The organism is Rhodovulum strictum (assembly GCF_009649175.1).
Lineage (GTDB): Bacteria > Pseudomonadota > Alphaproteobacteria > Rhodobacterales > Rhodobacteraceae > Rhodovulum > Rhodovulum strictum.
Map to the genome: position 1 here is coordinate 49,385 of NZ_WJPO01000006.1, position 23,973 is coordinate 73,357.

The 23,973-nt window shown below is 67.2% G+C and carries 20 protein-coding genes; 9 read left to right on the forward strand and 11 right to left on the reverse strand.

Annotated elements, in window-relative coordinates; genetic code table 11:
* The first annotated feature begins 35 nt into the window (after positions 1–35).
* Both GH815_RS05765 and GH815_RS18825 read left to right on the forward strand, forming a co-directional pair.
* Complete coding sequence (locus GH815_RS05765) at positions 36–1,346, forward strand: ATPase (RefSeq protein ID WP_153747807.1); 1,311 nt, start codon at positions 36–38, stop codon at positions 1,344–1,346.
* Between the two features lie 504 nt (positions 1,347–1,850).
* Complete coding sequence (locus GH815_RS18825; protein ID WP_246176336.1) at positions 1,851–4,526, forward strand: methyl-accepting chemotaxis protein; 2,676 nt, start codon at positions 1,851–1,853, stop codon at positions 4,524–4,526.
* Positions 4,527–4,797: 271 nt separating this feature from the next.
* On the opposite strand, the gene GH815_RS05775 is transcribed toward GH815_RS18825, so the two are convergent.
* The 4 genes from GH815_RS05775 to GH815_RS05790 all read right to left on the reverse strand — a co-directional run bounded on the left by GH815_RS05775 (position 4,798) and on the right by GH815_RS05790 (position 9,290).
* Entirely contained in the window at positions 4,798–5,529 is a 732-nt protein-coding gene (locus GH815_RS05775; RefSeq protein WP_153747809.1) for a hypothetical protein, read from the reverse strand.
* Positions 5,526–5,951 carry a glycosyltransferase family protein gene (locus tag GH815_RS05780; RefSeq protein ID WP_153747810.1) on the reverse strand — a complete coding sequence of 142 codons (426 nt, stop codon included), beginning with the start codon at positions 5,949–5,951 and terminating at the stop codon, positions 5,526–5,528. The genes GH815_RS05775 and GH815_RS05780 overlap by 4 nt, the downstream gene beginning before the upstream one ends.
* Positions 5,952–6,188: 237 nt before the next feature.
* The gene (locus GH815_RS05785) at positions 6,189–7,085 is read right to left on the reverse strand and encodes a LytR C-terminal domain-containing protein (protein ID WP_153747811.1); all 897 of its coding nucleotides are present in this window, start codon (positions 7,083–7,085) and stop codon (positions 6,189–6,191) included.
* An 801-nt stretch (positions 7,086–7,886) separates the two neighbouring features.
* On the reverse strand, positions 7,887–9,290 hold the full coding sequence (locus GH815_RS05790; protein WP_153747812.1) for a helix-turn-helix domain-containing protein: 1,404 nt from the start codon (positions 9,288–9,290) through the stop codon (positions 7,887–7,889).
* Positions 9,291–9,468: 178 nt separating this feature from the next.
* Between GH815_RS05790 and GH815_RS05795 the strand changes: the two genes are divergently transcribed.
* The 5 genes from GH815_RS05795 to GH815_RS05815 all read left to right on the forward strand — a co-directional run bounded on the left by GH815_RS05795 (position 9,469) and on the right by GH815_RS05815 (position 15,214).
* A complete protein-coding gene (locus GH815_RS05795; RefSeq protein ID WP_153747813.1) occupies positions 9,469–10,446 on the forward strand; it encodes a Bug family tripartite tricarboxylate transporter substrate binding protein in 978 nt (325 codons plus the stop codon).
* Positions 10,447–10,525: 79 nt separating this feature from the next.
* Entirely contained in the window at positions 10,526–11,017 is a 492-nt protein-coding gene (locus GH815_RS05800) for a tripartite tricarboxylate transporter TctB family protein (protein ID WP_153747814.1), read from the forward strand.
* Between the two features lie 12 nt (positions 11,018–11,029).
* Positions 11,030–12,547, forward strand: coding sequence for a tripartite tricarboxylate transporter permease (locus tag GH815_RS05805; RefSeq protein WP_153747815.1), 1,518 nt, complete (start codon positions 11,030–11,032; stop codon positions 12,545–12,547).
* A 50-nt stretch (positions 12,548–12,597) separates the two neighbouring features.
* Entirely contained in the window at positions 12,598–14,130 is a 1,533-nt protein-coding gene (locus GH815_RS05810) for an acyl--CoA ligase (RefSeq protein ID WP_343030675.1), read from the forward strand.
* A 103-nt stretch (positions 14,131–14,233) separates the two neighbouring features.
* A complete protein-coding gene (locus tag GH815_RS05815) occupies positions 14,234–15,214 on the forward strand; it encodes a 2-dehydropantoate 2-reductase (protein WP_153747817.1) in 981 nt (326 codons plus the stop codon).
* Positions 15,215–15,277: 63 nt separating this feature from the next.
* Here the strand turns inward: GH815_RS05815 and GH815_RS05820 are convergent, their stop codons facing one another.
* The 7 genes from GH815_RS05820 to GH815_RS05850 form a co-directional block, all read right to left on the reverse strand.
* Positions 15,278–16,756, reverse strand: coding sequence for a DegQ family serine endoprotease (locus GH815_RS05820; RefSeq protein WP_343030676.1), 1,479 nt, complete (start codon positions 16,754–16,756; stop codon positions 15,278–15,280).
* Between the two features lie 149 nt (positions 16,757–16,905).
* On the reverse strand, positions 16,906–17,100 hold the full coding sequence (locus tag GH815_RS05825; RefSeq protein WP_153747819.1) for a DUF2065 domain-containing protein: 195 nt from the start codon (positions 17,098–17,100) through the stop codon (positions 16,906–16,908).
* A complete protein-coding gene (gene hflC / locus GH815_RS05830; RefSeq protein ID WP_153747820.1) occupies positions 17,097–18,005 on the reverse strand; it encodes a protease modulator HflC in 909 nt (302 codons plus the stop codon). The genes GH815_RS05825 and hflC overlap by 4 nt, the downstream gene beginning before the upstream one ends.
* A 2-nt stretch (positions 18,006–18,007) precedes the next feature.
* Positions 18,008–19,132 (reverse strand): FtsH protease activity modulator HflK, encoded by a 1,125-nt coding sequence (hflK, locus tag GH815_RS05835; protein WP_153747821.1) that lies wholly within the window; start codon positions 19,130–19,132, stop codon positions 18,008–18,010.
* 92 nt (positions 19,133–19,224) lie between these two features.
* Positions 19,225–20,583, reverse strand: a complete 1,359-nt coding sequence (gor, locus tag GH815_RS05840) for a glutathione-disulfide reductase (protein ID WP_153747909.1) — start codon at positions 20,581–20,583, stop codon at positions 19,225–19,227.
* Positions 20,584–20,590: 7 nt separating this feature from the next.
* Positions 20,591–21,373, reverse strand: coding sequence for a ribose-5-phosphate isomerase RpiA (rpiA, locus tag GH815_RS05845; RefSeq protein WP_153747822.1), 783 nt, complete (start codon positions 21,371–21,373; stop codon positions 20,591–20,593).
* Between the two features lie 92 nt (positions 21,374–21,465).
* Positions 21,466–21,897 (reverse strand): MarR family winged helix-turn-helix transcriptional regulator, encoded by a 432-nt coding sequence (locus GH815_RS05850; RefSeq protein ID WP_153747823.1) that lies wholly within the window; start codon positions 21,895–21,897, stop codon positions 21,466–21,468.
* A gap of 241 nt (positions 21,898–22,138) precedes the next feature.
* Here GH815_RS05850 and GH815_RS19155 point away from each other — a divergent pair, with 241 nt between their 5' ends.
* Both GH815_RS19155 and GH815_RS05860 read left to right on the forward strand, forming a co-directional pair.
* Positions 22,139–22,426, forward strand: coding sequence for a hypothetical protein (locus GH815_RS19155; RefSeq protein ID WP_246176337.1), 288 nt, complete (start codon positions 22,139–22,141; stop codon positions 22,424–22,426).
* Positions 22,427–22,551: 125 nt separating this feature from the next.
* On the forward strand, positions 22,552–23,928 hold the full coding sequence (locus GH815_RS05860) for an L-serine ammonia-lyase (RefSeq protein ID WP_153747824.1): 1,377 nt from the start codon (positions 22,552–22,554) through the stop codon (positions 23,926–23,928).
* The last annotated feature ends 45 nt before the right edge of the window (positions 23,929–23,973 follow it).

Genomic DNA, 23,973 nt, shown 5'->3' on the forward strand with positions numbered 1-23,973 from the left:
TTGGGCAGGCTCCGCAGCAGTTTCAGGGCAAACACATGAACATGCAGATTTCCGACGTCATGGCGCCGCCCGCCCCCAGATCGCTGGGCGAGATGCGCCTGCCGATGGTGATGATGCGCGACATCCTGCTCAAGACGATCTTCCGCAAGAATGTCGATACCGTGACCCAGATCGCCAGGGCGATCTGCCTGCCGGCCCCCGTGACCCAGGAACTGGTCGACCTTGCGCGCAACCAGCGGCTGCTGGAAGCGACGGGAACGCTTCATGCGGGCGCGGGCAACGAGATGGGCTTTCAGTTGACCGAGGCGGGCAAGGCGCGCGCGCTCGACGCCCTTGGCCAGTCGGAATATTACGGCGCGATGCCCGTGCCGCTGGACATCTATGCCGAGCAGGTCAGGCGCCAGTCGATTCGCAACATCCAGATCACGCGCGACCAGTTGCATGGCGCGATGGGCCACCTGATCCTGCCCGACGCCTTGCTCGACCATCTCGGCCCCGCGGTCAGCGCGGGCCGCTCGATCCTGATGTATGGCCCGCCCGGCAACGGGAAATCGTCGATTTCCAACGGCATCCGCGACGCGCTGGGCGACCGGATCTATGTGCCCCGCGCGGTCGAGTATTCCGGTCAGGTCATCACCGTCTATGACCCGATCGTGCATTGCGCGGCCGAGGAACTGGTGGACGATCCCCATTCTCTGCGCCGCATCTCGGGGCGCTACGACACCCGCTATGTGCTTTGCGAGCGGCCCACGGTCATCACCGGCGGCGAATTGTCGCTGTCGATGCTCGATCTGGTCTACAACCCCACGGCACGCACCTATCAGGCGCCGTTGCAGATGAAATCGACCGGCGGCATCTTCATCGTCGACGACCTGGGCCGTCAGGAAGAACCGCCGCAGGCGCTGATCAACCGCTGGATCGTCCCTCTGGAGGAAGGCAAGGACATCCTTGCGCTGCAATCGGGCGAAAAGTTCGAGGTGCCGTTCGATACGCTGGTGATCTTTTCCACCAACTTCCATCCCAACGAGATCTTCGACCGCGCCGCGCTGCGCCGGATCTTCTTCAAGATCAAGATCGACGGCCCCAGCCAGGAAGATTACCTGCGGATCTTTGCACTCGTCGCGCGCAAGAAGAAGATGCCGATCGACGAGGCCACGCTGATCTACCTGCTGAAAGAGAAGTATCCCACGATCAACAACGAATTCGCCAACTACCAGCCGGTCTTCCTGATCGACCAGATGATCGCGATTTGTGAGTTCGAGGGCATTCCCCACCAGATGACGCCAGAGTTGATCGACCGGGCCTGGGCCAACATGTTCGTGCGCGACGAGGACATCCAGCACTGATGCCCAGCTTGTGCGCAGACCCCAATGCGCAAGGCCCGCGTCGGCCCGGCCGACCTTGGCCGGGGCGGTCCGTGTCAGGCTGCGCCCGGGGCCGGCCTGCCCGGCCGGTTCGATAAACTTCGACGATAATCCGGCCCCTCTGGCATGGTGCAGACAACAGGATGTTAAGGCTTCGGTTCCATGGTCCGGCGGACGAACCTCGAAACCCGGAATCTGCGATGCACCTTCTTTCCGATTCGGGCCGGTGCGGCCGACATGACGATCGTCCCTGCGGTCCGACTGTGTCGGCACATGCGTCCCGCGCTCGCCATGGGCGGCGCACGGATCAAGGGCCCTCCATCGGTTCGACAGCTTCCGAAAGTGCGGTCGCGCACCGCTGATCCAAAGGTGCGGCAGGCTGATCCCTGCCGCCCACCCTGTAAAAAACAATAAAGCCGCGAGGCAAACATGCGCCGATTCATCTCTTTCCTGTTTGGAAGCATCGCCATCAAGATGGGGTTCTCCATGGCGGCCATGGCCGCGATGACGGCCGCCGCAGTCGTGATCGCTCTGGCCGTGTTCACCAGCCTGACGGGGTCGCTCAACACGCTTCTGGGCCAGCAACTGCCCGCGCTGCGCAACAGCGTCGACGTGATCGAACACAGCGCGGGGATCCGCGATGCCCTGTCCGAAATGCTTCTGGCCAGCACCCCCGACGGTGTCCGCTCCGGGCTTGAAAGCTTCGTCGAGGAACGCGCCGCGCTCGAAAAGGGGATGAACGGCATGCCCGCAGCGGCCATCACGGCGATGAAGCCGCTTCTCTCCGATCTCGGCTCCGCGGTGGAACTGATGCAGGCCGCCATCGCCGATCGCTTCGCGCGTCAGGACGAACTGGAAACCACGATCGCCGCCTTCCGCGAGCAGTCGGACAAGGCGCGGGAACAGCTTGAGAAGATCTCCGACGACGCGGTCTATGACATGGAACTCGCCGGCGCGCAGACCATCGAGGCAGTGACCAGCACGCTTGGCTCGCTGATCGACCATGATTTCGTTGCGACGACCCTGGTTCTGAAGGCCCGCAGCGAGATCAACCTGCTCAGCGGTATCGCCATCGCGCTGGCCGATTCCGGCGACGAAGGCCGGGGCGGAAGCCTGCGCGGCATCGCCGTGTTGAGCCTTGGCGAACTCGACACGATCCTTTCCGGGCTCGAGGAGAACGGATCGAGTTCCGGGCTTCTGCCCGTGCTGACCGAGATGCGCACGATGCTCGCCGAATCAACCATCGACGGGTTCCGCGCCCGGCCGGACCACCTTCGTCGACTGATGGCGCTTCGCGAGCAGACCGACGCCGCCCTGACCCAGGCCATCGACGACCTGACCCAGAACCTGATGACCGGCGCCGAGGATACGGCGACCTTCAACAGCGAGGCGGTCGAACGGCTGATCGGCAATGAACTGACCTTCATCCGCGATGCCGCCCGGCTGGAACTCGCCGTCGAAACCGTGGTCGCCACGGCATTTCTGGGGGCAACGGCGCGCGATCCGGATGCCGCTGCCGCCGCGCAAGGCGATCTTGACGAGGTTGCCGGGGCATTGGCCGCACTTATAGACGAAGTCTTCCTGACCGAAGACCTGCGCATCATCATCCAGGAGATCCTCGCCTCGGCCGCGCCGGAGACCGGCGTCATCGCCACGCGCGCGGCAATGCTGCACGCCCAGTCCCGCGCCGAAACGACCTCAAGAACGGCCTATGACCATCTGCGCCGGATCGGCGATGCTGCGGTCTCGCACAGCGATGCGGCGCTTGCCTTGGCCGCAGAAGCGGGGGACAGCGTTCTTGCGGCGGCAGACCGCGCGGAGCGGCAGCTTCACATGGTGGCGATGGGCAGCGTTGCGCTTCTGCTCGCTGCACCTGTCTTCACCTGGCTTCTGATCCTTCGCCCGATGTCGCGCCTTGTCCGGGTGACCGAACGGTTGTCCAAGGGCGATCTGGCACCGATCACCGGCATCCCGTATTCCGGCGGCGAGATCGGTCGAATGGCGACCGCGCTGGGCATTTTCCGCGAGGGCCTGATCGAACGCGCGCGCATGCAGGAACAGGAACGCGCGCTCGAAGAGGAACGCCGCCAGCTGGCCGAACAGCAGCACACCGTTGTCACAACCCTAGCCGACGCGCTGCAACGGCTGTCCGCGGGCGATCTGACGCATCGTCTGGACGCGGCCTTTGCGCCCGATTACGAGCAGTTGCGCCATGATTTCAACGCGACGGTCGCGACGCTGAACGAGATGCTGGGCTCGATCGTCGAGAACGCGACCGAGATCCACGCCCGCGCCGAGGAAATCGGCACCGCCTCGGACGACCTGTCGCAGCGCACCGAGAACCAGGCCGCGACGCTGGAGGAAACCGCCGCCGCGCTGGACGAGCTGACCTCGAGCGTGCGGGCCGCCGCCGACGGTGCGGCCGAGGTCGAGCGGGTGGTTTCGGCCGCCCGCGGCGATGCCGAGGCCTCGGGCCGTGTGGTGACCGACGCGATCGGCGCGATGTCCGAGATCAAGCGGTCATCCGACGAAATCGGCCAGATCATCGGCGTGATCGACGACATCGCGTTCCAGACCAACCTGCTGGCCTTGAACGCGGGCGTCGAGGCCGCGCGAGCGGGCGAGGCCGGGCGCGGCTTTGCGGTCGTGGCCTCCGAAGTGCGCGCGCTGGCGCAGCGCAGTTCGGACGCGGCCAAGGAAATCAAGACCCTGATCGGCACCAGTTCGGATCAGGTGGAATCCGGCGTGGCGCTGGTCAACCGCGCGGGCGAGGCGCTGGCGGATATCGTGGGCCGCGTGGCGAACATCGCCGATCTGGTCTCGGGCATCGCCACGGGCGCGCAGGAACAATCGGTGGGGCTGGGCGAGATCAATGTGGGTGTGACCCAGCTTGACCAGGTGACGCAGCAGAACGCCGCCATGGTCGAGGAAGCCACCGCCGCCAGCGCCACCCTGCGCCACGAGGCCGAGACGCTGCAAGGCCTGGTCGCCCGGTTCCGGCTGCAAGGCGGCCAGCCCGGCTCCAGCACGGCCCTGCCGCCGCTGCGCCTGGCCACCCCCACCCGCCCCGCGCCGCCCAGCCAACCGAAAGCCGCCGCGGAGCTTTCCTTCCCCGCCCAGCGCAAGGCCGCAAACGACACAACAACCTGGCAGGATTTCTGACAAGGCGCAGGCGGCGACGGTTCGCCAACCCTGATCCATTCGGCCGTGCGCCGAAAACCGATGCCTACCGGCAGATCAGAGGCGGGCCACCTCTGCCGCGCGCCCCGGAACAGAGAGCGTCCGACAGCGCATGAACGCCCATGCCGGCCCGAAACGGGCCGGCAACGCCATGCGCGCTATCCTTCCATTATCTGACAACACCAGAGATCCGGCACGTCGTCCGGCTGCCGTGCGAGGCATCCGCACCGCCAGGGTTTCGGGTGGCCCGGCATCATCTGGCCTGCGCCTGGCCCAAAAGGCCAATATCGCCACCGTCGATGATGATCTCGAGGTTCCAGAACTTGCGCAGTTCCGCCTCGGCCGCCTGCGCCGCAGCCTCGTCGTCCGGGGGCATCCGTTCGCCCGGCATACCCTGGCCAAAGGCCGCGAACACATCGGTTCCCGCGGCCAGCGTCACCGGCGACAATTCGGCAAAGGTCAGCACCGGCAGGTCATGGTGCCGCGATGCCTTGATCTGATCCATCTGCTCGTAATTCGCGATCAGCCGGAAGCCGAAATCGGCCCGGTGCGCCAGTTGCGACAGCCGCGCCAGCGCCAGCGGATCGTCCAGCTCGGCCGGACCTGGCGCCACGGACACCACCGGCACCGGGCCAAGCGGGCGCGGGCGCGGCGCAAGTTCGGCCACCAGCGGCGTATGGGCGCCCGCGATGAGCGGCCGGAGCTGGGTCTCGGTCAGGTCGATCACCCGGGGCTCGCGGCCCATCGCATGGGCAAGCCGCCCCCGCGCCGCCAGATAGCCCTGATGGTCGGCGAACCGCCCGGTGGCCACGACCGGCACCCCGGGCTCCAGCGCCCGGTTGCGCAGCGCGGCAAGAACCTGGTCGTCAAGCTCGTCGGCCCCCAGCACGCACACGGCCCTGATCGAGAGAGCCTCGGGATCGACGAGAAAGGGCGCCGCATCGCAGGCGCGTTGGCAGCGGCTTCCGCCCTGGACAAGGATCATGCCGCCCGGCCCCGCGCCGGATCGCCGATCAGCGCCTCGAACCGCGCCGCGAAAACCGCCTCTGAGAACTGCTCGAGCACCGCCTGACCCCGCGCCATCTGGGCCGCATGGGCCGCCGGGTCGGCCACCATACGCGCCACCGCCGCGTCCACGTCGTCGGGACGGCAGGCAATGATGCCCTTGCCGAAGCTTGCCCCGGCCTCGGGGTCGGTCAGCACCACCTTGCCCGCGGCCAGTGCCTCGGCGATAACACGTCCGAAACTCTCGCGCCAGGCTGGCGCCGTGAAATATACCGTGAAATCAATCATCCCGAAATAATCTCCGACCTCGATCGAGCGGAACGGCAAAAGCGTCCAGTGCGGCCGCGGCACCTCGCAGGCGATCAACAGATCCGCCCCGAGGATCACGTTGGCCTTCGGCATGGGCGGGAATGTAGTCGAAGCTCAGCCGCCCCAGCGTCATATCCTGGCAGAACCTGCGCAATTCCACCGCAAGCTCGTCCTCGCCCGCCATCAGTTCCGGGTTCTCGCGCAGATACCGCCACAGCCCCCCCGAGGGCACGCTGCGCGAAAACTCCTTCGGTCAGGCTACTGTCTGTTCGCTTCTCTGAGCTTCCGGATCACTTCGCTCTTCAGCGCCGTCGGGGTCTGCGGCTGGGGCTATGGCTGTGGCGGGTTGCGCCGGATGGTGGCCGGTTGCGTTGCAGGGCGGGTCGTGCGGACCGGAGCCTGAGCCTCTTGGGAAGGGCCACCCAGCCAAAGCTCCAGCCGCCCGGGCCGCGGCTTTTTCGCCGCTGTGGTGAAGTCGCGCGCCACACCCCCCAGTTCGCGGGCCAGCGCATGTGCCGTCTCGGCATCCTGACGGTGGAAATAGCGCAGATCGGTCTCGGGGATCGAGACCTGCACCCGCGCGGGCTGCGAAATCTGGTAGCCAGCCCGGACCAGTGCCGCGACCGCATTGGCCATGCCGCCTTCGGGTACGGAATTCGACACGAAAACGCTGACGAAATACCCCGGCGGTGCCTTATGCGCAGGCAAGGGCGCGGCAGCGGGTTGTTGCGGAGGCGGCAGCAAGGGCACAAGATGGCTGTCTGGCGGGCGCGGCAGAGCCCCCAGGGATGGCGGCGGCTCCGGGCGCGGCAGCGTGGCGTCCGGAACGCTCACCGCCGGAACCGCAACGGCGTTGTCACCGGCCCAGAGCGCGGGCAATGGCGCGGGCGCGGGCGGCAACAGTCCGGCCAGCAACTGTTCAGGCGCGGCCGGGCGAGCCGCGAGGGCGGGAAAGGCCGGGGCACGCAGCGCGGCAAGCACCATGCGCGGGGCAGGCTCGGGCACGGGCAGCGGGGGCAGCGCAACCGCCAGGGCCGGAATTCTGGCGACCGCATCTTGCGCCCGCGCATCCGGCCGGACGGGGGCTGCGGCAAGGGGCTGCGACGACGCGGCGGGCTTTGCGGATGGCGCGGGGCGCGGGGTGGCGGCCGAATCCATGGTCGCGGTGTCTGGCGGCTGAGCCACGACAGGCGGCAACCCGCTGTCCCTCAGGCCGGGGAACTTCATCGCCCCGACCCCGGCAATCAGACCAATCCCGAATGCCCCCGCTGTAAAGAGCGCCCAGCGCCAGCGCCGCCGGTCCCGCGTCTTGCCCGACCCATCACGCTGCGCGGCCCGGGCCTGGGCAAGTGCAACCTCAAGCCGCGGCGCACCGCCGCGAAGGGCGGCAGGGGGGCGCACCGCCTTGGGGGGGGGCGCCACGGACCGAATCGCGGCAGGGGTCGACAACGCACCGTTCCGCGGCAGACCGGGCGGGCCCGGCTTGTCGGCGGAAGCCTTTGGCGCAGCCATGCCTGATGCGTCCCCGGTCCCACGCGTCGCCTTGAACACCATGGCAACGCGGGCGGCGGTCCCGGTTTCGGGCCGGACCGCGCGTTGCCTGGCTCCGTCGGGGGCCAAGGCGGGTTTCGTACCGGATGCCTTGTCGGCAAGGGCCTTCTCGCGCTGGCGGCGCGCCTCATCGAGACGCTTTTCCCACGCCTCGGAGGTCAGCAACTCCATCACCCTTGCGTGGTCCGCCCCGGAAACGCCGCCTTGCGACGACGATGACTCCGCCCCCGTCCTTTCGTCCATCAGACTCCCATCCCCCGTGGGAAACCCGGAACAATCAAATAACGCACACTATCCTGGCCCCGAAAACCGGACCCCGTCACACGGCAATGGCAGCCCGCGTCCTGATCAAGGAGCCTACCCAAATGACCCGCGCGGAACAATGTCGCAATTCCGTCGGATGGCTTGCACCGGGGTCAGGGCTGTTTCGGACTGGCATGGCCGGTTCCCTGCCCAACCTGCCCCGCCCCCGTGCGATCAGCTTTCGTACCGCGTCCGGCCGCGCCGCTTGGCGTCGATCGGCAGGACCATGTGCATCGGCTGGTGGGCGCGCTGGGAGCAGGCCTGGCGCGGGCAGATCTGGCAGGCGATGCCGATCCGCGCCACATTGCCCGCCTCGCGGTCCAGGTTGACGGCGCGGGCATAACCGATCCGGTGCGCGTCGCCCCGCTCGCAGCCCAGCGCCACCACCAGCCGACTGTCCGGAAGGTTGCGGCTGAAGACCGGGCGCGGGGTGGTGCGGCTGATCGTGAAGAACTGCGCGCCGTCGGGCATCTCGACCAGTTGCGGCAGCACCATGTCGGGCATGCTGAAGGCGTTGTGTATGTTCCAGGCCGGGCATGACCCGCCCTTTTCGGCCAGCGCGAAGGGCGTGGCGTTGACCCGCTTCGTGACATTGCCCGCCCGGTCGATGCGCAACAGGAAGAACCCGATCCCCCGCGCCCCGTCACGTTGCAGCGTGGTCAGCCGGTGGCAGACCTGCTCGAAGCTCATGCCGAAGGCGGCGGCCAGCCGGTCGATGTCATAGGCCGATTGCTCGGCCAGATCGAGGAAGGGCCGATAGGGCATCAGCAGCGCCGCGGCGAAGTAATTCGCCAGTTCCACCCGGCAGCGCGCGCGGGCAGGTTCGGTCGCGATACCGCTTTCGCCAACCAGTGCGTCCAGCAAGTCGGGCAGTTCGACCAGCGCCAGAACATGGGCGATCTGGAAGACCCGGTTGGGATGGTCCAGCGCCTCGGACAGCAGCACGCAGCCCGCGCGGTCGTCGAACAGCCGCAGCGTGTCGGGCATCTCGTCCAGGCCGACCTGGCGCACGTCGATCTGGAACTTCATCCGCAGGTAGCGCTTGAGCAGCGCATACATGTCGTCGGGCGCCCCCACGATCTGGCGACGGATGTCCTCGGCGGCGGTTTCGAGCGCGTCGAAATGATTGGCGTTGTCGCGAAAGAAGTCGTGAATCGCCGTCTCGGGCGAGGCACTCAGGATCTCGCCCGCCGAATCGCCCAGCCGCGACAGCCGCTCGACCGCGCTGCGATGGCCGCGGTAAAGCTGAAGGAACAGGTCCACCAGCCGCGGCGCATGATCGACCGCGGCCCGCAATTCCGCCAGATCGGGGCGGTCGCGGTCGAAGGCCGGATCGGCCACCGCGCTGCGCAACTCGGCCAGCCGCGCGGCATCGCGGTCGCTGAGCAACTCGCGCATGTCCACGCCATAGGCTTCGGTCAGGGCCATCAGCACCGGCACGGACAGCGCACGCTGGTTGTTCTCGAGCAGGTTCACATAGGCCGGGCTGACCTTCAGCCGCCGGGCCATCTCGGCCTGGGTGTGGCCGTGGTCGCGGCGAAGCTGCCGCAATTGCGATCCGATCAGGGCCTTCCGCATATTTACAACATTACAAGATGACACCTCTGTTACGTTCAGCTTTATCACAACAACCCTTTTCGGTGTGGAATTTTCCGCCCGCTCCGCGATTTTCAGGACCATGAGATGGCATCGGCCGAAGCGATCCAGGGAGGATCAGGCGCTGCGGACCGGGCCGTATCGATCAGGGAGGACAACAATGACCAACATCTTCACGCGCCGCGGCGCGATGGCTCTCATGGCGTCGGCAGCAATCGCGGTTGGCAGCCCGGGACTGGCCGACGAGTGGAAACCGATCAAGCCCGTCGAAATGGTCATCATGGCCGGCCAGGGCGGCGGTGCGGACCGGCTGGCGCGGCTGTTCCAGACCATCATCCAGAAGGAAAAGCTGGCACAGATGCCGTTCCTGCCCGTGAACAAGGGCGGCGGATCGGGCGCCGAGGCGCTACGCTATCTCAAGGACAAGCAGGGCGATGCCCATGTCATCATGGCGACGCTCAACAGCTATTACACCACCCCGATCCAGACCGAGATCGGCGTCAATATCGAGGAATTCACCCCACTGGCGCGGATGGCGGTGGATACCTTTGCGCTGTGGGTCAATGTCGACAGCGGCATCGAGACGATCGAGCAGTATGTCGAGGCGGCAAAGGCCGCGGGCGGGTCGTGGCGCATGGGCGGCACCGGCACCGGCCAGGAAGACAGCCTGGTGACGGCGCTGCTGGAACGCGAATTCGGCATCAGCCACACCTATGTCCCGATGGGCGGCGGCGGCGAGGTGGCGACCGCGCTGGTCGGCGGCCATATCGACGCCACGGTCAACAACCCCTCCGAGGCGATGAGCTTCTGGCAGGCTGGCCGGGTGCGCCCCATCGCGCTCCTGACGGCCGAGCGGCTGGACAGCATGCCCGGCGTGCCCACCTTCGCCGAACTTGGCCATGACCTGGAATACTACATGCAGCGCAGCTTTGTCGCCCCGGGCGGGCTGACCGAGGCGCAACAGGCCTATTACGTCAACCTTCTGCAAAGCCTGCATGAATCCGAAGAGTGGCAGACCTATGCCCGCGATCAGGCGCTGTTGACCGACTTCCTCGCGGGGGACGAGCTTCAGGCCTATTTCCTGTCCGAACGCGAAAAGCACCGCGAAATCCTGAAGGGTCTGGACACGCCGTCCTGATCCTTTCGCAGACCTTCGCAGGCGGGCGGGCCCAAGGGTCCGCCCGTGTCGTCGAACGCGCAACCGGATGGGAGGAACCATGCTCGCCGCGGACCGACTGATCGCCCTCGCGCTGATGGGGCTGTCGATTTACTTCATGTGGCATGCCAAGGCCCTGCCGATCGGCTGGGTTCCAAACGCGGGGCCCGGCGGCGGGGCGTTTCCGTTCTGGCTGTCGGCGATCATGCTGGCGGCCTCGACGCTGATCCTGTTGCGCAGTTTCGTCAGTCACCCGCATGAGGGCGAGAAGTTCTTTCCCGATGCCGACGCGATCCCGCAGATCGCGGGCGTGGTGGGGCTGTTCGTTGCGACCATCGCGGTCATTCCCTTCATCGGCACCTATCTGGCCTTGATGGCGTTCCTGTTCATCTACCTGAAATTCTTTGGCCATCACGGCTGGCTGCTGATCGGCATCCTGACGCTGGCCACCCCGGTCGTCGTGTTCTTCTTCTTCGAGGTGACGCTCAAGATCCTGCTGCCCAAGGGCTGGACCGAGCCGTTCTTCTTCCCGCTTTACGCGATGTTCTTCTGAGGAGGGCCGATCATGGAAGTTCTTGGCCTTCTTGCCGACGGTTTCGCGACCTCGCTGACACCGCTGAATATCCTGATCGTCATCCTTGGCGTGACCGCGGGCCTGTTCATCGGCGCGATGCCGGGGCTGGGGTCGGTCAACGGGGTGGCGCTGGTGCTGCCGCTGACCTTCATCGTGCCGCCGACCTCGGCGATCATCCTGCTGGCGGCAATCTATTACGGCGCGATGTATGGCGGCGCGGTCAGTTCGATCCTGCTGGGCATACCCGGCGCCTCGACCGCGGTGGCCACCACCTTCGACGGCAGGCCCATGGCGTTGCAGGGCAAGGCGGGGCTGGCGCTGATCGCGGCAGCGGTGGCGTCCTTCGTGGGCGGCACGATCTCGGTCCTGCTGTTCACTGCCTTTGCCGCACCGCTGGCCGAACTTGCGCTGAAATTCGGCCCGGCCGAGGAATTCGCGCTGGTGCTGCTGGCCTTCACGACCTTTGTCGGGTTGGGGGGCGATGACACGCTCAAGACCATCGTGATGATCTGTCTCGGGCTGGTGCTGTCCACCGTGGGGCTCGACATGATCTCGGGCCAGCCGCGGCTGGTATTCGGCGACATCCCGGGGTTCTATGCGGGCATCAGCTTTCTGGTGCTGGCCATCGGCGTCTATGGCGTGGGCGAGGTGCTTTACACCATCGAGACCGCGCGCACCTCGCCCGCCGTCTCGACCGCGCGGCTGCGCATGCGCGATCTGGTCGAGGGCATCCGCGAGATGAACAAGATGTGGAAGACCATGAGCTTCGGCTCGGTGCTGGGCTTCTTCGTCGGCATGCTGCCGGCGGCAGGTGCAACGCCTGCCTCGCTGATGAGCTATGGTCTGGCCCGGACCTTCTCGAAGAAGCCCGAGACCTTCGGCAAGGGCAATATCGAGGGCGTGGCCGCCCCCGAAACCGCCAACAACGCCGCCTCGACCGGCTCGCTGCTGCCGATGCTGACGCTGGGCATCCCCGGTTCGCCCACCACCGCGCTGCTGCTGGGCGGCATGGTGATGTGGGGGCTGATGCCCGGGCCGATGCTGTTCATCGAGCAGAAGGATTTCGTCTGGGGCCTGATCAGCTCGCTCTACACCGCCAATCTGGCCGCCGTGCTCATTAACATCGCGCTGATCCCGCTGTTCGTCTGGGCGCTGCGGATGCCGTTCTCGGTGCTCTGCGCGATGGTGCTGGTGCTCTGCATCCTGGGCGGCTTTGCCCCCAGCCAGAAGCTGCATGACGTGTGGCTGATCGCGGGCTTCGGGGTGGCGGGCTATCTGCTGCGCAAGGCCGATTATCCGCTGGCGCCGCTGGTTCTGGCGCTTGTGCTGGGCCCGCTGATGGAGAAAAGCTTCCGCCAGGCGCTGATCAGCACCCAGGGCGATCCGATGATCTTCTTCTCGCGGCCGCTTTCGGCAACCTTCATGGTGCTGGCGGCCATCTTCTTCGCGCTGCCGCTCCTGAAGATGCTGCGCCAGCGCCTGAGCAAACGTCCCGCCCCGGCCGAATGACCGGAAGGCTGCGCAGGGACAGGACACGGACCCAAGGAAAGGATTACGAGGTGACGACCATCAAGGCATTCCTTCAGGGACATGACGACACGAGCCCCGCCATCGGGGCGCCCGGCCGCGACTGGCTGAGCTATGGCGGGCTGCGCGCGCTGGGCGAGCGGGTCGCAGACCATCTGCACGCCGCGGGCGTGGGCCGCGGCGACCGGGTGGCCATCGTCCTGCCGAACGGGCCGGAAATGGCCACGGCCTTCGTGACGATCGCCCAGACCGCCACCACCGCGCCCCTGAACCCCGCCTATCGCGAGGATGAATATGCCTTTTACCTCGAGGATCTGAAGGCCAAGGCCATCGTTCTGGCCGAAGGCTATGACGGCCCCGCGCTGGCGGCCGCCAACCGCTTCGGGCTGACGGTGCTGCGCCTGCGCGTCGATCCGGCCGCGCCTGCGGGGGAATTCGACCTTGTGGCCGAAGGCGACGGCGGGGCCTGCGACAAGGGGGAACCGCAGTCCGGCGATGTCGCGCTGATCCTGCACACTTCGGGCACCACCTCGCGGCCCAAGATCGTGCCGCTGCTGCAATCGAATGTCGCCGCCTCGGCCGCGAATATCCGCGCCTCGCTGGACCTGACGCCTGCGGATCGCTGCCTGAACGTGATGCCGCTCTTTCATATCCACGGGCTTCTGGCCGCGGTCAGCGCGTCGCTTTCGGCGGGCGCCTCGATCTGGTGCGCGCCGGGCTTCGACGCGCTGAAATTCTTCGGCTGGCTCAAGGACGCGGATCCGACCTGGTATACCGCGGTACCGACCATGCATCAGGCGATCCTGTCGCGCGCCAGCCGCAACCGCGACGTGATCGACGCCGCGCGGCTGCGCTTCCTGCGCTCCTCCTCGGCCTCGCTGCCTGCGCAGGTGATGATGGAACTGGCAGAGACCTTCGGCGCGCCGGTGATCGAGGGCTATGGCATGACCGAAGCCACCCACCAGATGTGTTCCAACCCGCTGCCGCCGCGCGCGCAGAAACCGGGCTCGGTCGGGGTCGAGGCGGGGCCGATGGTGCGCATCGCCCACGAGATCGAGGACCGGCTGGTTGACGGCACGGGCGAGGTGGTGATCTCGGGGCCCAACGTGACCCCGGGCTATGAGGGCAACCCCGAGGCAAACGCGAAAAGCTTCTTCGAGGCGGAAGGCCAGCGCTGGTTCCGCACCGGCGATCAGGGCGCGTTCGACGAGGACGGCTATCTGCACCTCACCGGGCGGCTGAAGGAGATCATCAATCGCGGCGGCGAAAAGGTCAGCCCGCTGGAGGTGGATGGCGTGCTGATGGAGCATCCCGCGATCGCGCAATGCGTGACCTTCGCCCTGCCCCATCCCAAGCTTGGCGAGGAAGTCGCGGCCGCCGTGGTGCTGCGCGAGGGCGCGAGTGCCACCGAGCGCGAGATCCGCGAATTCGCCGCCGCGCGCATGGCCGATTTCAAGGTGCCGCGCAAGGTGGTCATCCTTGACGAGATCCCGAAAGGCGCGACCGGCAAGCTGCAACGCATCGGCCTGGCCGAGAAGCTGGGACTGGCGGAAAGCGCGGCCTGAAAGGGAGCCCGGCCCCTGGCCGGGCTGCCTCCGGCGGGGATATTTGGGGCCAGAAGAAGACAGGGCGGCGGGCGCGGGTCCGCGGCAAGACGAGGGATTGTGCATGAAGATCTGTGTGTTCGGTGCGGGGGCCATCGGCGGCTATATGGGGGCAAAGCTTGCGCAGGCGGGCGCCGAGGTCAGCCTGGTGGCGCGCGGCCCGCATCTGGCGGCGATGAAGGACCGGGGCCTGCGGCTGATCGAGGAAGAAACCGGGACGGATGTGACCGTGCCGGTCACTGCCTCGGACAATGCGGCCGATCTGGGGGTGCAGGACTATGTCGTGGTCACGCTCAAGGCCCATTCGGTGCCGCCGGTGGTGGACCGGATGACGCCCCTGATCGGTGAACACACGACCATCGTTTCCGGCGTCAACGGGGTGCCGTGGTGGTATTTCCACAAGATCGGCGGCCCGCTGGAAGGCACGCGGCTGGCCTCGGTCGATCCGGGCAACGCACAATGGAACGGGTTCGGGCCCGACCGGGTGCTGGGCTGCGTCGTCTATCCGGCGGCCGAGGTGATCGAGCCAGGCGTGGTCAAGCATATCGAGGGCAACCGCTTTTCGCTGGGCGAACCCGACGGGTCGAAATCCGAGCGCGCGGTGCGGCTGTCCGAGGCGCTGGCGGCGGCGGGGCTGAAGGCGCCGGTGCGGCCCAAGCTGCGCGACGAGATCTGGGTCAAGCTGTGGGGGAACCTGTCGTTCAACCCGATCTCGGCGCTGACCCATGCGACGCTGGATGTGCTGTGTACCGATCCGGGGACGCGGGCGGTGGCGCGCAACATGATGCTGGAAGCGCAGGAGATCGCCGAAAAGCTGGGGGTGAAATTCCCCATCGATGTCGACCGCCGGATCGAGGGCGGCGCGGCGGTGGGGGCGCATCGCACCTCGATGTTGCAGGATCTGGACATGGGCCGGCCGATGGAGATCGACGCGCTGGTGGGTTCGGTGCAGGAACTGGGCCGGGTGACCGGCACGCCCACCCCCACCATCGACGCGGTTCTAGCACTGGTGACGCTGCGCGCGCGGGTGGCCAGGCTTTACTGACCGGGCATCGTCCGGACGAAAACGGGGCGCCCGAAAACGGGCGCCCTTTTTGCTTTCGGCGGCTCAGTCGGCAGCGACCGACAGCGCCACGAAACGCGGTTCGCCCTGGCGGCGCACCAGCAGCAGAAGCGACTTGCGCCCGGCATCGCGCGCTTCGGCGATGCGGGCCTCGAGATCGGCGATGCTCAGCACCTTGCGCTGGCCCGCCTCGGTGATCAGATCACCCGCGCGCAGGCCCTTTTCAAAGGCTTCGCCCGTCTCGTCGATGTCCTGAACCACCAGCCCCTCGGCGCCCGCGGCCAGATCGAGCTGTTCGCGCAGCGCGTCGGTCATCGGGGCCAGGGTCATGCCCAGCATCTCGCGCGTTTCGGGTTCGGCGGGGGTATCGGGCGAGGCGACGGCGGGCACGGCGCCCTCGGCGGTTTCGCGGCGACCCAGCACCACGTCCAGCGTTTCCATCTCGCCGCCGCGGAACACGGTCAGTTCCACCGTCTTGCCGACAGCGGTGTTGCCCACCTGGCGCACAAGCCCGCGGGTGTCGTCCACCTTGATCCCGTCGAAGCTGAGGATCACGTCGCCCTGTTCCATGCCCGCCTCGGCGGCCGGCCCCTCGGGCACATCGGTCACCAGCGCGCCGCGCGCCTCTTTCAGGCCCAGCGCCTCGGCCATGTCGGGGGTCACGTCCTGGATGCGCACGCCCAGCCAGCCGCGCCTTGTCTCTCCGAATTCCTGCAACTGCTCGATGACATTCGTCACCACCGCAGAGGACATCGCGAAGCCTATCCCGATCGAACCGCCATTGGGCGAGAGGATGGCGGTATTCACGCCCACCACCTCGCCCGCCATGTTGAACAGCGGGCCGCCCGAATTGCCGCGGTTGATCGCGGCATCGGTTTGCAGGTAATCGTCATAGCTGCCCGACAGCGCCCGGCCGCGCGCCGAGACGATCCCGGCCGAGACCGAGAAGCCCTGGCCCAGCGGGTTGCCCATGGCCATCACCCAGTCGCCCACCCGCACCGTGTCGGAGTCGCCGAAGGGCACGAAGGCCAGCGGCTTGTCGCTGTCGACCTTGAGAAGCGCGATGTCGGTATTGGGGTCGGTGCCGATCACGCTGGCCTTGAGGGTGGTGCCCGAGAAGAACTCGATCGTGATCTCGTCGGCCTGTTCGATGACGTGGTTGTTGGTGACGATGTAGCCGTCGGCCGAAATCACGAATCCCGAACCCAGCGCCTGGCTGCGACGCGGCGGGCGGGCGCCGTCGCGGTCGGGATTCATGAAGTCGCGGAAGAATTCCTCGAAGGGGGAGCCGGGGGGCACCATCGGCGTCGAGCCGGTATGGCCCGCGATGCTTGTCGAGGTGGTGATGTTGACCACCGCCGGGCTGACCTGCTCGGCCAGATCGGCAAAGCTTTCGGGCGCGGCACGGGCCAGCGCGCCCGATGCCTGCCCCAGCGCAAGGGCGGCGGCAAGCGCCAGCGCGCGGGCCGGGCCTGTCCAGCTCGGCGCGCGGCGGGCGGGGGTGGAAATGACCTGCGATGTCACGCGTGGATCCTCCTGCGTTCGGTCCCGAAGGGCCCCGGCATGCCCTGAGGCATGCGGACCCCGCTTTTCCTGCGATATGTCCCTGGTGCCGGACTGTGCAACACAATGCCCGTCGCGGCGCGTCAACAGGCCGTGATGGGCGCAGTCTTTCACCCTGCAAGCCGTTGGGCAAGCCAGATGAGCGCGGTGCCCAGCGCGACGGCGGCCAGTCCGATGATCCGCCGCGTCTCGGGCGGGATGCGGCGGATCAGCTCTACCACCTCGTCAAGACGCGAAGGGGCCAGTGCGAACACCAGCCCCTCCACAACCAGAACCAGCCCGATGGCCAGAACCAGAAAGCTCATTGCGCCGCCGCACGCCCCGGCGCTGCCGGTTGCGGCCGCTCGGCCTGCTTGAGGTATTCGAAGAACTCGCTGTCGGGCGTCATGACCATGAACGAATTACCCTGCATCAGCGCGTTCTCGTAGGCCCTGAGCGAACGCAGGAAGGCGAAGAACTCGGGATCGGCACCGAACGCCTCGGCAAAGATCGCGTTGCGCTCGGCATCGGCCTCGCCTCGGGTGATCTGCGCCTCGCGCTCGGCATCCGAGACAAGCTCGACCACGGTCCGGTCGGCCAGCGCGCGCACCCGCTGCGCGGCCTCGTTCCCGCGGGCGATCTCGTCGGCGGCCTCGCGCTCGCGCTCGGCGCGCATCCGGGCAAAGGTCGCTTCCAGGTTCTGGGCGGGCAGGTTGGTCTGTTTCAGCCGCACGTCCACCACCTCGATGCCAAGGCTGCGGGCCAGATCGCGCGACTGGTTGCGGATACGGGTCATCAGCACGCGCCGGTCCTCGGACAGGATCGTGTCGGATGTCACCTGATCGGCACCCAGCACGGCCCGGATCTGGGCGTTCAGGATCGAGGACAGACGATCCTCGGCCGCGCGCAGGCCGCCAACGCCGACCGCCTGACGGAACTGCACCGCATCCGAGATGCGATAGCGGGCGAAGGCGTCGACCACCAGACGGCGGTCATCCGAAGGCGTGACCTCGATCGTGTCGGTGTCCAGAGAAAGGATCCGGTCGTCGTATTTGACGACTTCCTGGATGAACGGGATCTTGAAGGCGAGCCCGGGCTCTTCCTTGACCGCCTTGATCTGGCCGAATTGCAGCACCAGCGCCTTTTCGCGCTCGTCCACCACGAAGATCGAGGAAAGACCCAGGATCAGCACCAGAAACAGGATCGGAACGATCATGATCGTCTTGCGCATCGTCAGTTCCCTCCCGTGCCGGTCGTGCGGCGCAGCTCGTTGAGCGGCAGATAGGGCACCACGCCCTGACCGGCCTCGCCGCCGATGATCGCGGGATCAAGAATGGTCTTGTCCACCTCGCCCAACACCTTTTCCATGGTTTCCAGATACAGCCGCTTGCGCGTGACATCGGGCGCCTTCAGATACTCGGCCAGCACCGCCGAGAAGCGGCTGGCCTCACCCAGCGCCTCGTTGGTGACGCGGGCGCGATAGCCTTCGGCCTGCTCGATGATCTGCGCCGCCTCGCCTCGGGCCTGGGCCACCACGCGGTTGGCATAGGCATCGGCCTGGCGTTGCAGACGGTCGCGTTCCTGTTCGGCGGCCTGAACCTCGCGGAAGCTGTTGATCACCTCGGCGGGCGGGTCGGCCTTGTCGAGGTTGATCCGGACGATGGTGATGCCGCTTTCGTACTCGTCCAGCGTCTCCTGGATGTTCTGGCGCGCCCGGTCGGCGATGATGCCACGGTCGCGGTTCAGGATCGGCGACAGCGGCGAGGCGGCGATGATCTCGCGCATCACGGATTCCGACACCGCCTGCACGGTCAGTTGCGGATCGCGGATGTTGAACAGCACCTTGGCGGGATCGTTGATGTTCCACACCACCTGGAAGTCGATATCGACGATATTGGCATCCGTGGTCAGCATCAGCCCGCCTTCGACATTGCCGCGGCGGATGCCGATATCCTCGGTGCGTTCGCTGGTGACATTGACCACCTCGGCGGTGATCACCGGCCAGGGGGCAAAGTTCAGACCGGGCTGGCCGGTCGCGTAATACTTGCCCAGGAACAGCTCGACCGATTGTTCCTCGGGCTTGACGGTATAGAGCGAGGCGAACAGCCAGACGACAAAGGCGCCGATCACGCCCAGCGCGATGCCGCCCCTGGTCAGTTTCGGCCCGGGGCCACGCCCGCCGCGCCCGCCCATCAGGACGCGCAGCTGTTCCTGCCCGCGGCGCATCAGTTCGTCGATCTCGGGGATCTGGGGCGGCTCGCCGCCCGGACCGCGGCCGCCGCCGCCTCCCCCGCCACCGCGGTTGCCGCCGCCGCCCTGGCCTCCGCCCCCCCAGGGACCGCCACTATGTCCAGCCATCCAGGTCTTACCTCTTTGCTGTTTCTCTTCTCGCTCGCGTCGCAAACACGTGTGACCTAACTGGTCGCTCAGGGCCGGAATTCAACCCGGATTCACCAGGTCCTGACCGGCGCCTTGAGCGTCACAAGCTCTTCGGCGATGGTCGGATGGACCGCGACGGTCCGGTCGAAATCCTCCTTGGTCGCGCCCATCCGGATCGCTATGGCGGCCAGCTGGATCATCTCGCCGGCATGGTCCGCGACGATATGACAACCCAGCACCCTGCGGGTCGTGGCGCAGACGATCAGCTTCATCAGCACCCGTTCCTCGCGCCCGGCAAAGCCCGACTGCATCGGCCGGAACGCGGTGGCATAGATCTCGACCCCGCCACGGGCGCGGGCCTCCTCCTCGCTGAGCCCGACCGTACCGAATTCCGGCCTGGTAAAGACCGCGCCGGGCACCAGATCGTGATCGGCGCGCGTGGGCCTGCCCTTGAATACCGTCTCGACAAAGGCAGCGCCCTCGCGGATCGCCACGGGGGTCAGGTTGATCCGGTCGGTCACATCGCCCACCGCATAGATCGAGGGCACCGCGGTCTGGGAATAGCCGTCAACCTCGATCGCGCCGTTCGGCTTCAGGCCCACGCCCAGGCCATCAAGCCCCAGCCCCGCGCTGTTGGGCACCCGGCCCGTGGCATACAGCACCGCGTCATAGACGCCGTCATGCCCGTCGGTGGATTTCACCCACAGCCCGTCCGCCACCCGGTCGATCCGCTGCACGTTGCAGCCCAGCCGCAGGTCGATGCCCTGGTCGCACATTGCCCCGGCGATATGGCCGCGCGCCTCCTCGTCAAAGCCGCGCAGGATCTGGGCGCCGCGGTAATACTGCGTCACCGCCACACCCAACCCGTTCAGGATGCAGGCAAACTCGCAGGCGATATAGCCGCCGCCGACGATCAGGACCCGGCGCGGCAGCGCGTCCAGCCGGAACACCTCGTTCGAGGTGATGACATGTTCTGCGCCCGGAAACTCGGGCACAAAGGGCCGCCCGCCGGTCGCGACCAGGATATGGCGCGCGGTCTTTTCGGTGCCATCGGCCAGCCGGACGGTATGCGCATCGGCCAGCACGGCGCGGGCATCGAAGATCTCGACCCCGGCCCTTTGCAGATTGCCGCGATAGATGCCCTCCAGCCGGTCAAGCTCGGCATCCAGCTTCGCCCGGAACGCGGTCCAGTCGAAGCCGCCCGCCGCCACATCCCAGCCATAAGCCCGCGCATCCGCCATCGCGACCGGATAGCCCGAGGCAAAGACCATCAGCTTCTTGGGCACGCAGCCGCGGATCACGCAGGTTCCGCCCATGCGATATTCCTCGGCCAGACCGACCCGCACGCCCGCCTCGGCCGCCGCCAGCCGCGCCGCCCTGACCCCGCCAGAGCCGCCACCGATGACGAAAAGATCGTAGTCGAAGGCCATGCCGCGCTCAGACATCCCGGAACAGGTTTTCGCTTTCGCCGAATTCCACGCGCCCCTCCTCGAGCGTGCCCTCGGTCACGTCGCGCAACTCCACCCGGCCATCGCCATGGCCGATCACAACCGTGTCGCAGATGTCGATGAACAGCCCGTTCTCGACCACGCCGGGGATCTGGTTCAGCACCAGCGCCAGTTGGCGCGGATTGCCGATGCGCATCAGGTGCAGGTCCAGGATGTGGTTGCCCTCATCCGTGCGATAGGGCGCCTCGCCGCTCATCCGCAGGCCGACCTCGCGGCCCAGAACGTCCATCCCCTCCAGCATCTCCTCGACCAGGTTGCGCGTCGTCTTCCAGCCGAAGGGGATCACCTCGATCGGCAGCGGAAAGGCCCCCAGATGCGCCACTTCCTTGGCCGGATCGGCGATCACCACCATCCGGTCGGACGCGGTCGCCACGATCTTTTCCTGAAGCAGCGCGCCGCCGCCGCCCTTGATGAGGTTCAGTTCGGCATCGAATTCGTCCGCCCCGTCTATGGTCAGGTCAAGCCAACCGGCCTCGTCCAGCGCGATCACCTCTATCCCCACCTCGCGCGCAAGCTCTGCCGTGCGCGTCGAGGTCGGAACGCCCCGGATCTTCAGACCCTCCCGGCGCACACGCTCGCCCAGGCAGCGCACCATCCAGGCCGCGGTCGAGCCGGTGCCCAGCCCCACCTTCATCCCGCTTTCCACCATGTCGCTGGCGCGCTTTGCGGCGGCGAACTTGGCCTTCTCGATGGGCGAAAGCTCTGCGGGCATTTGCGGTCTCCTTGGTCCGGTCGCAGCCCTTATAGGCAAGATGGCCCAAGGCTGCGAGGGGCAATTCGCGGGCAATGCGGGCCGGTTCGGTCCTATCCGCGCCGCATCGTGGCAATCACCTTGGCGGCGATCGCGATCAGCGCGGCGCGCTCGGCTTCGGTCAGCCCCGCCAGTGCCGCCGCGTTCTGCGCCGCGGCCGCCTCGGTCGCCGGACCCTCAAGCGCTCGGCCGCGTTCCGTCAGGTGGTTGCGCCTTGCCCGGCGATCCTCGGCATCGACGCTGCGCGTGATCAGCCCGTCCCGCTCCATCCGGGCCAGTGTGTTGGCCATCGTGGCCTGCTCGACATCCAGCCGCTCGGCCAGATCACGCTGGGTCAGCCCGTCCTCGCGCCACAGCACCAGCAGCACCATGAACTGCGCCGGGGCAAGGCCCAGCGGCACCAGACGGCGGGCCAGCCCCTTTTCGAAAAGCCGGGCCATGTGATTGGCCAGATAACCGGCCGAGGCTTCGCGGGAAAACGGCATGAACGGCCCGTATCACTTGCATAGCATGCTATTCAACAGGATAATCCATAGCATGCTATATGATTCGGAGGACATCATGTCATAGAAACCCCACGCCATCGCCGGAACCCTCGGGCTCGGGCTCATCGCCTGTTTCTGGAGCGCAACGCTCTGGTCCGAACTGTTCGGCACCCAGGACCAGATCATCGCCGTCAAGCAGGGCATCCTCTACGGCCTTGTCCTGCTTGTCCCCGCGCTGGCGATGGCGGGCGCGGGCGGTGCCGCGCTGGCCCGCACCCGCCGCGGCCCGGTAATCGCGCGCAAGACACAGCGGATGCGGCTTGCCGCGCTCAACGGGGTGCTGATCCTCGTGCCCTCGGCGATCTTCCTGGCGCAAAAGGCCGGGGCCGGGCAGTTCGACGCCGCCTTCTACAGCGTGCAGGTGCTGGAACTGGCCGCGGGCGCGCTGAACGTGAAACTGCTGGGCGCCAATCTGCGCGACGGCATCGCGATGGCGCAGGCACTCAGCAGAACGCAGGCCGCGCGCTGAGCAAGGACCATGCGCCACGGTCGGACGGGCGCATGGTCGCGCATCCCGCCCCCTGTCCCGTCGCTTTCGCGCAGGACAGCCGCGCCGCCGCGCCTATATCTGCGATAACAGGGGGCGGAGGGCGCATGTATCTTTCGGTTTTCGACATCTTCAAGATCGGCATCGGGCCGTCCTCCTCGCACACGATGGGGCCGATGGTGGCGGCGGCGCGGTTTCTCGACCTGCTGCGCGCCTCGCCCTTCCATGCACATGGGTTGCGCGCCTCGCTGCATGGCTCGCTGGCCTTCACGGGTGTCGGCCATGCGACCGACCGGGCGGTGATCCTGGGCCTCGACGGGATCAGCCCCGAAAGCTACGACGCAAGCGCCGCCGACTCCGCCCACGCCCGCATCCATGCCGAAGGCCGCGTCACGCCCCCGGGGCTCGGCCCGCTCGCCTTCGCGCCCGCCCGCGATCTGGTCTTCGACTATGACCGCGCGCTGCCGGGCCATGCCAATGGCATGATCCTGTCGGCCACCGACGCGCAGGGCGACGTGATCCTGACCGAAACCTATTATTCCATCGGCGGCGGCTTCGTGCGGACCGCGGCCGAACTTGCCTCGGGCGACCCCCCGGACACCACCGGCGCCCCCGTCCCCTACCCCTTTCGCAACGCCACCGAGATGCTGGACATGGCCTGTCGCGCGGGCCTGAGCATCGCGCAGATGAAGCGCCGGAACGAACTGACCCGGCGCAGCGCAAGCGCGCTCGATGACGGGCTTGCCGCGATCTGGGCGGCGATGGCCGCATGCATCGACCGCGGGCTGGCCACCGACGGCACCCTGCCCGGCGGGCTGAACATCCGCCGACGGGCGCATGACATCCATCAGGCGCTGCTCGCCGAACGCGGGCTGAACCTGACCGCACCGCACACGATCAACGACTGGATGAGCGTCTATGCCATGGCCGTGAACGAGGAAAACGCCGCCGGCGGCCGGGTGGTCACTGCGCCGACCAACGGCGCGGCGGGCGTGGTGCCCGCCACGATCCGCTACTGGCTCGACCATGTGCCCGGCGCGCAACCCTCGAAGGTGGGGGATTTCCTTCTGACGGCGGCCGCCATCGGCGGGATCATCAAGCGCAACGCCTCGATCTCGGGCGCCGAATGCGGCTGCCAGGCCGAGGTCGGCTCAGCCGCCGCCATGGCCGCCGCGGGGCTGGCCGCGGTGCTGGGCGGCAGCCCGGAACAGGTCGAAAACGCCGCCGAAATCGCGCTGGAACATCATCTTGGCATGACCTGCGACCCGGTAAAGGGGCTGGTGCAGGTGCCCTGCATCGAACGCAACGGGCTTGGCGCGATCAAGGCCGTCTCGGCCGCCTCGCTTGCGCTGCGTGGCGACGGGCAGCATTTCGTCCCGCTCGATGCCTGCATCGAGACCATGCGCCAGACCGGCCATGACATGAGCGAGAAATACAAGGAAACCGCGCTGGGCGGGCTGGCCGTCAACGTGCCCAACTGCTGAGAGCCTGCACGCGGCCCCGGCTGGTCGAGCGGATGTTTGCGGCCG

What these genes read in the sequence shown, in the direction of transcription:
- GH815_RS05765 (WP_153747807.1), top strand. Translation starts at nt 36, where the DNA reads ATGAACATGCAGATTTCCGACGTCATGGCGCCGCCCGCCCCCAGATCG.
- GH815_RS18825 (WP_246176336.1), top strand. Translation starts at nt 1,851, where the DNA reads ATGGCGGCCATGGCCGCGATGACGGCCGCCGCAGTCGTGATCGCTCTG.
- GH815_RS05775 (WP_153747809.1), bottom strand. Translation starts at nt 5,529, where the DNA reads ATGATCCTTGTCCAGGGCGGAAGCCGCTGCCAACGCGCCTGCGATGCG.
- GH815_RS05780 (WP_153747810.1), bottom strand. Translation starts at nt 5,951, where the DNA reads ATGCCGAAGGCCAACGTGATCCTCGGGGCGGATCTGTTGATCGCCTGC.
- GH815_RS05785 (WP_153747811.1), bottom strand. Translation starts at nt 7,085, where the DNA reads ATGAAGTTCCCCGGCCTGAGGGACAGCGGGTTGCCGCCTGTCGTGGCT.
- GH815_RS05790 (WP_153747812.1), bottom strand. Translation starts at nt 9,290, where the DNA reads ATGCGGAAGGCCCTGATCGGATCGCAATTGCGGCAGCTTCGCCGCGAC.
- GH815_RS05795 (WP_153747813.1), top strand. Translation starts at nt 9,469, where the DNA reads ATGACCAACATCTTCACGCGCCGCGGCGCGATGGCTCTCATGGCGTCG.
- GH815_RS05800 (WP_153747814.1), top strand. Translation starts at nt 10,526, where the DNA reads ATGCTCGCCGCGGACCGACTGATCGCCCTCGCGCTGATGGGGCTGTCG.
- GH815_RS05805 (WP_153747815.1), top strand. Translation starts at nt 11,030, where the DNA reads ATGGAAGTTCTTGGCCTTCTTGCCGACGGTTTCGCGACCTCGCTGACA.
- GH815_RS05815 (WP_153747817.1), top strand. Translation starts at nt 14,234, where the DNA reads ATGAAGATCTGTGTGTTCGGTGCGGGGGCCATCGGCGGCTATATGGGG.
- GH815_RS05825 (WP_153747819.1), bottom strand. Translation starts at nt 17,100, where the DNA reads ATGAGCTTTCTGGTTCTGGCCATCGGGCTGGTTCTGGTTGTGGAGGGG.
- hflC (WP_153747820.1), bottom strand. Translation starts at nt 18,005, where the DNA reads ATGCGCAAGACGATCATGATCGTTCCGATCCTGTTTCTGGTGCTGATC.
- hflK (WP_153747821.1), bottom strand. Translation starts at nt 19,132, where the DNA reads ATGGCTGGACATAGTGGCGGTCCCTGGGGGGGCGGAGGCCAGGGCGGC.
- gor (WP_153747909.1), bottom strand. Translation starts at nt 20,583, where the DNA reads ATGGCCTTCGACTACGATCTTTTCGTCATCGGTGGCGGCTCTGGCGGG.
- rpiA (WP_153747822.1), bottom strand. Translation starts at nt 21,373, where the DNA reads ATGCCCGCAGAGCTTTCGCCCATCGAGAAGGCCAAGTTCGCCGCCGCA.
- GH815_RS05850 (WP_153747823.1), bottom strand. Translation starts at nt 21,897, where the DNA reads ATGCCGTTTTCCCGCGAAGCCTCGGCCGGTTATCTGGCCAATCACATG.
- GH815_RS19155 (WP_246176337.1), top strand. Translation starts at nt 22,139, where the DNA reads ATGGCGGGCGCGGGCGGTGCCGCGCTGGCCCGCACCCGCCGCGGCCCG.
- GH815_RS05860 (WP_153747824.1), top strand. Translation starts at nt 22,552, where the DNA reads ATGTATCTTTCGGTTTTCGACATCTTCAAGATCGGCATCGGGCCGTCC.